This is a genomic window from Curvibacter microcysteis (genome assembly GCF_028649455.1).
In the GTDB taxonomy this organism is placed as follows: domain Bacteria; phylum Pseudomonadota; class Gammaproteobacteria; order Burkholderiales; family Burkholderiaceae_C; genus Curvibacter; species Curvibacter microcysteis.
In genome coordinates this window covers 203,788-210,694 of record NZ_JAQSIO010000007.1, presented here as the reverse complement: position 1 = coordinate 210,694, position 6,907 = coordinate 203,788, and the positions used below count along the sequence as shown (strand labels likewise).

The following is a 6,907-nucleotide window of genomic DNA, read 5'->3' as shown; positions in this document are numbered from 1 at the left end:
CAGAAGCCGTCATTTGATGAGTTTCCGCTGGTGACTGCTTCAGACAATGAAGCCGTCAGTCGGCACTCGAAGACTTCATCGAGACACGCGCGCTGGGTCGGATGCCTATCTGCCTCCATTCACCAGTACCAGCAACACCCCAAACAGACATCTAAATCACTAACGCTCTGAGTTCAGCCGCAGCAGCAGGGTCGGCTGCGACAAAATTTTAGAAATTTACGCCTTATGAGATTGTGCAAGAGTGATGGCAGCCTGAATGGCTGCATAAACCTGTTGACCATTTTCCCAACGCGTTGATTCACCAATAAAGGATGCTTTTGAAAAATATCAAGAGCGCTTGCTTTGCTCAAATTTGCAAAGGACTCACACCCCATTTTTCAAGGTGATCCGCAACTGTGAGGCCAATGTCTTTGACAGCAAGGAGAACATTTCTTTCAGATAGTAAGAATGACATCGAAAAATCCAAAATATCCAAACTACCCTTCGGGATCGCGCTTTGAGCGCCCAATTTAGAGCCGCCAAAACAGCCCTTGATACGTCGCTGTTTCGCCTTGGCGTGCTTATGTACTGATTTCGGCTTCACACCTCGTCTCAACCGCAAACCTTCGGTTTTTGGGCAGTATTAGCGGATCCAAGCGCGACCACACGTCTTGAGAAGGGACGTTGCAGAAAGGCTGATTAGGACTTTTGGTTTAGATTTCAAATCAGTCCTTGAACTCATTGGGTTGCCTCGAATGATCTTGAGTAGTCATTTTATTTAAAAGACTTTTGCAATGAAAATCCAACAATATCTCATCGCCGAGTAAACATTGATGCAAAAGGCATGAAAGGAACTAGTTTTGAAATATTTCAAGCCCGCTTGCATTAGCCCACTTTTGTATATTGACGAATAACGTTGATTTTTTAAAGTATCTCAGTTCATAGGATAGCGCCAGGGCACTTTCCACCACATCCTGCCCCCTTGCCAGGTTGCTTTCACTCTTCAATCCTTTAACTAAAATCAAAGAAAGAATCTCAGAAAGGTCATGCCCGTTAACCAAATCAGAAAGTGGTATTTTTAAATCCGAGACCTCAACCAATTTACGAATTATTTCCTCACAAGAGCTAACTTGTTGGCCACGATTTTTTGAATAGTCACAAACAGCGCGAACCATTTGCTCATGACCGAGATAAATCAAATTCTTTTCACAAATAAATTTCTTAAATTTTATCTTATTACCCTCCGGGTACTCCGGCTTAAATGAAAGACCAAGTTTAAATTTTTTATTAGCATATCTCAAATAGCCCATTGGTTCCGCAAGCTTAAAAATATACGTTCGTATGTCAGAGCCAATTTTCTTTTCGAAATTTTCAATTTTTTCCTCGGAGGAAACGGCTAGCAAATATTTGCTTAGTGCGTCACTATTTAAAATCATAACTTCAGAGTCATGACCATCTGTTATAAAAATATCATCCGAATAATTGAGATCAAACTTTGCATTACCTCTGACCTTTAGAAAGTCCGAGTCACGAACACCAAGCTTAGACGCAAAATTTCTCTCTGTGAGAATTCTATAAACTTCTCGCTGTTTATATTTTCCGTATGTCTGCCTAATTCTAGTTGATTTCTCATCAAAGAACCGGCTGTAAAGCCTAACATCTTTAATGCCCTCCAATAAAATATATACTCCCCCCTCAAAATTACCCTCCTGCATGATAGCATTCGCAATTCGAGAGGCAGTGATATCTCGCTCCATTACTCAACCCCCATCAACTCAACCTTTATATCCCAATTCTCGGAAATGATATCAGGAGAGTGCGTGGCTATAACTGCAGAGAAGGAGTTAAGAAGAGCGACATCTTTAAGATCTGCGATAAATTTATTTTGCCAGGAAATATGGAGAGATAATTCTGGTTCATCAATCAGAATCAGATCGTCTTTGTTTGATTTAAATATCAACTTGTAAAATAAAACTAACTCATGCTGTTCGCCAGAAGAGAGCTTGGATGGTGAAATCTTGACAAACTCGTCTTTTTCCTTAATAACTGTTGAACGAAACACAAAACCTTCAGTCTTATTTATTTCTAATTTTTTATGTTTGAACCGCTTATTAATGATGGCTCGAAGAAGGGTTATTTTCTGCAACAAATCATCATATGGCTTTAGTTTATCATAACTATCATCAATGTATAATTTTAGCAAGGTTATTAAATTATCTCTATTTTCTTCAATTTTGGGAAGAACTGTGGCCTGAGAATCCAATACCAGTCCAGCCGAGGACAAATTTTTCCGTTTTTCATCTAGGGCTGCCAGTTCGGAATTTAACTCATCATAACTATAGCCAAGTCTTCCTTCACCAAGTTTATCCATCAATCTACTGGGATAGGTACTATCAAGCCCTGCTGAAATATCAGAAGAGTCCTTTATAGCCTTTAAAATAAACTCCTTTAGCTCGCCAGAACAGTACTTAACTGTACTTACATAAGCTTCTCCACCAATCTCTTTTGGAGAAATGATTCGTTGAGTCTCAATTAAACTAACCTTGATTTTTTTAATGCCTTCAGTAAGCCATTTTGGCGGCTTCACATTATCACGCTCATACTCATGCTCATGGAGCATACGATCCATATATTCTCGTTCGATCATATATCTACGAATATCACCAGAAGCCGTCATACCTTCCATTAGCATCTGTCTATGCAATAGATCATACCTTCTAGCGTTATCTCGAACTAAGAGGCGTGCGTCTCGACTATCTGATGCTTGACGAAAAATCTTTTCTTTTTTGGGTTTCTGAGGAGATTTGTCAGAGAATTCTCTAGCAATAAACAGCTCTTCTTGGCCACCTGATCTATTTTTCGTTAAATGCCAGCATTCATTTGTTTCAAAATAAAACGAAAATTTATTAAAAACTAATGTTGCAAAGAAATTAAAATTCCCACCAAAAAATGCATTTATCGATTCAAGTACCACCGTTTTACCAAGGCCATTCTCGCCAATGACTATTGTAATACCACCAGCAATATTTAATGGTATGTCATGATCAAAGACACCAAATAGGCCCTCAACTTTTACTCGAGTTATTTTCATGTTTTCCTGCATTAGTGTTAAATAAGTCTTGCGCACAACAGAGCAAACAATATAATGATCAGCAAGATAAAAGCTAGATCTTTGTTTTAATACTGATGGTAACAGCAATTCAGGCTTCTCCGCTGTCACTATCGCCGCAGCAGGCCAATTGCTCGCTACGGCGATTTGTTGTCCTTTTTCAATTTTGAGCCATCAACACAATCCTTGATACGTCGTTGTTTCGCCTTGTAGTACTTCTGTAATGCGTTTGGCTTTACGACTTGGCAGTACGCACACCACGCGGTGCCATACAGATGGTTGCATCCGCAACATGTATCGCGTGTCGATGTCGGTACGTCAACCGGCACGCTAGGTACCGCACTGCCGCCGTGCGATTCCCCCAACTGGTCAATAGCAGTGGGGCGATCGCAGGCCCGCTCCAACGACCTCTAACCGGCATGCAAACTTGCGCCCAAACTTCGTCCTGCTCCAGTTTAAGACTCTCGCCTGGCCCTACCGTCAAACTCCCCCCAAGACATCCACCCTTAGGATAGCCCCCTTAAACACACCTCCTTAGGTCACAGTACATGAGCCGCAAAGTTGTGGGCCCGCCATCTTCAACCCCTGGCGGGCAAGAGCGAATCAAGCTCGTCGAGCAAATACTGATCCGCAAGTTTCCCCTGATGAAGATCCACCAGGCGCTCAGCAGTGTTCTTAAGCCCCAAGCCGACACCCCTGCCACAGCACAAGAGCAGACCTGGGAAGCAGAACGCCAGAGACTTCTGACCCTGCCAGAACAAGAATGGCAAGCCGCCTGCGCCGATCACAAGAAGCAAGTCCAGCTCGCGCAGATCAGTCAAGAGCAGCAAAGAAAAGCCCAAGCCGCCGCCAAAGCGGCGAAGCAAGAGGCCAGTCGGTTTTACAACCGCCCCTCAGCCACGCCTGATTACGACTTCTGGTCGATGATGGAGTATTGGACCTTTGACGAAGCCATTGCGCTGCTGCTGAGCAAGAGCCCCAAGGTCTTAACCCCTGCTGCTGTGAAGAAGGACCGTGCGGCAGAAACAGCCCAGCTCCTACTCCCGGCCCTGCTCCCTCGCTCCGCGTTTCTGGATCGTTACGAAGAGGTCTACGAGCTGGCCCGCCGCGCCGCGGCCATGAGTCAGCCACGCCTCAGACCGATTGCGGTCATTCAATGGGCCGAAGAGTCAGGCGTCATTCAACCGCCCTCTGAATTGGAACTGCGGGTCCGGATTCGCAACCACAAAGCCCAACACGCCCCGGCATCGACACAAAGCCCATCGGCACAGGCACCCACGCCAACGATCAGCACCGGAGAGAAAACGCCCAAGGGCCAAACCAAGTTCTGGACTGCTGAAAAGCTGGCTGAGTTGGCTGCGTACCACGCCCGGCAGGGCACCAAAAAAGCAGCGGAACACTTCGGTATTTCTGACGGCCTGGTGAGAAGCAAGCTGCGCGAATTAAAGAGCAGCGCAGCGGGCACCAAGCACAAGGCCGGGCAAGCCAAAGCCCCCTCCAGCGTCTTTGACCTGGCGAAGCGATAGGCGGCACCCCTTTTCGATCACCCGAAAGGGGTTCCGCCCCTTCAAAAAAAGTCCTTTATTGACAGGGTGTTAGAAGCGGAAGGGGTTCCGCTTTTGACCGGTACCCGGGTACCGCCCTAACAGTTCGTAGCCATATTGAACACACCCCAGCGGTGACAAATGGCTAACAACACGACTCACATCACCCCACTCCAGCAAGAGACCCGCGCCCACCTGCCCACCCCAGAAGCGGCCGTCCACCTCAACCGCGCCCAGCAAACCCTGCGCATCTGGGCCATGCGCCAAAACGGCCCGCTGCTGCCCATCCGGGTCAATGGGCGACTGGCTTGGCCGGTGCGTGAGCTACGCCGCGTGCTGCAACTGGACGCGGTGGCTTGATGCTGGGGGCGTACCTCACATCATCGACTGAAGGTCTGATCCCTCAGACCCCGCCCCTCTTCGCGGCCAACCTCACGCGCTGACCATGCTCCAGCGCATGCCCTCAGATGCTGAGTGGACGCAAAGCCGGGTGAACTCGCTGCCCAAAAGCTGGGCCGATGACTTGATAGCCCGCTGGCAGTACCACCAGGCCACCGACTACCGCGCAGCCAATGTGGAGCTGCGCACCACCACAGAATCTCTGCTGCTAGTCCGCATCCCCCTGGACGCCAGCGACTCCACCCTTTGCGAAGCCGCTGCAATATTGGCAAAGCGATGCTTCTCCCGAGCCGAGCTGTATCTCAACGCTGCCGACCTGCGCGCCGCCATGGCGCGCATCTGCCTGGGGCATCACATCACACCCCCAGGGGATCACCACAAAGACGGGCCCGCCATTGCCCGCATGGGTTGTGCCCAGTGGTGGCGCCGCAAGCTGCGCAAGCAACACGCGCAAATCGTTGAGGCATCAGCCATCCGCATTGGGCGGGTCAACCGAAGTGCAGACCTCTATGTCAGTGAAGAGCGCTTCTGCGCACGACAGCAACAAAACGCCCGCAACGCCGAGACCCTGGAGAGCACCCTAGCCCGCAACGAGCTGGGACAGGAATACACCCTGGCCGAGCTGGCAGCGACCAGCACCGTCAACAAAAGCAACCGCCGCGCCGAGCTGATGACGCGCATCAGTGGCTTTGAACGCATTGCCCGACACCTTGACCATGCAGGCGAGTTCATCACCCTCACCTGCCCCAGCCGCTTTCATCGCTGGCGCACTGTGAACCATGGGCAGAAGGTCATTGAGAACCCCCTCTATGACCCACTAGAAACGCCTGCAACGGCTCAACGCCACTTGGCCCAGGTGTGGGCCTGCATTAGGGCCTCACTGAAGCGCCAAGACATAGCGGTCTATGGCTTCCGGATCGCGGAGCCACAACACGATGGCACCCCTCATTGGCATTTGCTCTTGTTCTGCGAGGCAGACCATGTACAGGCCTTGCGCGACACCATCCGCCGCCACGCGCTCAAAGACAGTCCCGATGAACGAGGTGCGGCCCAACATCGCTGCGACTTCAAGTCGATTGATTGGGCCAAGGGCTCTGCCGCTGGGTACATCGCCAAGTACGTTGCCAAGAACATCGACGGCCACCAAGTCGGCAATGACTTCAATGGCAAGCCCGCCACTGAAACCGCCCAGCGTGTCGAGGCCTGGGCCAGCACTTGGGGCATTCGGCAGTTTCAACAAATCGGCGGGGCGCCCGTGGGCGTGTGGCGCGAACTGCGCCGCATTCCCGCCCTGCCTGGGGGCGTCCCTGCACACCTGAAGCAAGCCCATGAGGCCGTCAACAAGATGGCCCAGATCGACGGTCACGAATCCGCCTGCGTGGCCTGGGACCGGTACTGCATGGCCCAGGGTGGCCCCACCTGCGGCAGAGCTGCCGCCATCACCCTCGCCATGGTGCAGCCCGAGAAGCTGGGCCGCTATGGCGATGAGGCCACGCCCCGCCCGATTGGGGTCGAAACCCACTCACTGGAAACCACCCCATTGGAAACCTATCCATGGGTAGGTGCGCAGCGCACCGTGCATTGGCTGGTCGAATCCACCCGCCACACCTGGGAGATCGTGCGGTCCCCATGGAAAGGTGCCCATGGGGACGTTTCCATTGCAGAGCAGGCAACGCCTGCGGCGCCTTGGACTTGTGTCAATAACTGTACGGGGAGCACCAAACCGAATCCCCAAATCACGGCAATCGCTTCTCTTGCTGCTCTTGCTGAGAAGCTCCATGCAAAGCAGAAAGCGATGCTAGAATTAAGGCTGGTGCCCACCATACTTGCACGCGAGTAAAAAAAGGCCTCTCGATATTGACCGTCATTTCCAGAC

The 6,907-nt window shown here is 50.4% G+C and carries 6 protein-coding genes; 3 read left to right on the top strand and 3 right to left on the bottom strand.

The features are described from left to right. Positions 1-346: 346 nt before the first annotated feature. The 3 genes from PSQ39_RS17475 to PSQ39_RS17465 form a co-directional block, all read right to left on the bottom strand. A complete protein-coding gene (locus PSQ39_RS17475; protein ID WP_273928201.1) occupies positions 347-583 on the bottom strand; it encodes a hypothetical protein in 237 nt (78 codons plus the stop codon). A 250-nt stretch (positions 584-833) separates the two neighbouring features. Continuing rightward, positions 834-1,736, bottom strand: coding sequence for a DUF4435 domain-containing protein (locus tag PSQ39_RS17470; protein WP_273928199.1), 903 nt, complete (start codon positions 1,734-1,736; stop codon positions 834-836). Next, positions 1,736-3,070, bottom strand: a complete 1,335-nt coding sequence (locus tag PSQ39_RS17465; protein WP_273928197.1) for an AAA family ATPase — start codon at positions 3,068-3,070, stop codon at positions 1,736-1,738. Before PSQ39_RS17465 ends, PSQ39_RS17470 begins: the two co-directional genes overlap by 1 nt. Positions 3,071-3,636: 566 nt before the next feature. Between PSQ39_RS17465 and PSQ39_RS17460 the strand changes: the two genes are divergently transcribed. The 3 genes from PSQ39_RS17460 to PSQ39_RS17450 all read left to right on the top strand — a co-directional run bounded on the left by PSQ39_RS17460 (position 3,637) and on the right by PSQ39_RS17450 (position 6,871). Further along, positions 3,637-4,614: a hypothetical protein gene (locus PSQ39_RS17460; RefSeq protein ID WP_273928196.1), complete on the top strand. Its 978-nt coding sequence runs from the start codon at positions 3,637-3,639 to the stop codon at positions 4,612-4,614. A gap of 159 nt (positions 4,615-4,773) precedes the next feature. Next, on the top strand, positions 4,774-4,992 hold the full coding sequence (locus PSQ39_RS17455; RefSeq protein ID WP_273928194.1) for a DNA-binding protein: 219 nt from the start codon (positions 4,774-4,776) through the stop codon (positions 4,990-4,992). A 130-nt stretch (positions 4,993-5,122) separates the two neighbouring features. Further along, complete coding sequence (locus PSQ39_RS17450) at positions 5,123-6,871, top strand: replication endonuclease (protein WP_273928192.1); 1,749 nt, start codon at positions 5,123-5,125, stop codon at positions 6,869-6,871. The last annotated feature ends 36 nt before the right edge of the window (positions 6,872-6,907 follow it).

What these genes read in the sequence shown, in the direction of transcription:
- PSQ39_RS17470 (WP_273928199.1), bottom strand. Translation starts at nt 1,736, where the DNA reads ATGGAGCGAGATATCACTGCCTCTCGAATTGCGAATGCTATCATGCAG.
- PSQ39_RS17465 (WP_273928197.1), bottom strand. Translation starts at nt 3,070, where the DNA reads ATGAAAATAACTCGAGTAAAAGTTGAGGGCCTATTTGGTGTCTTTGAT.
- PSQ39_RS17460 (WP_273928196.1), top strand. Translation starts at nt 3,637, where the DNA reads ATGAGCCGCAAAGTTGTGGGCCCGCCATCTTCAACCCCTGGCGGGCAA.
- PSQ39_RS17455 (WP_273928194.1), top strand. Translation starts at nt 4,774, where the DNA reads ATGGCTAACAACACGACTCACATCACCCCACTCCAGCAAGAGACCCGC.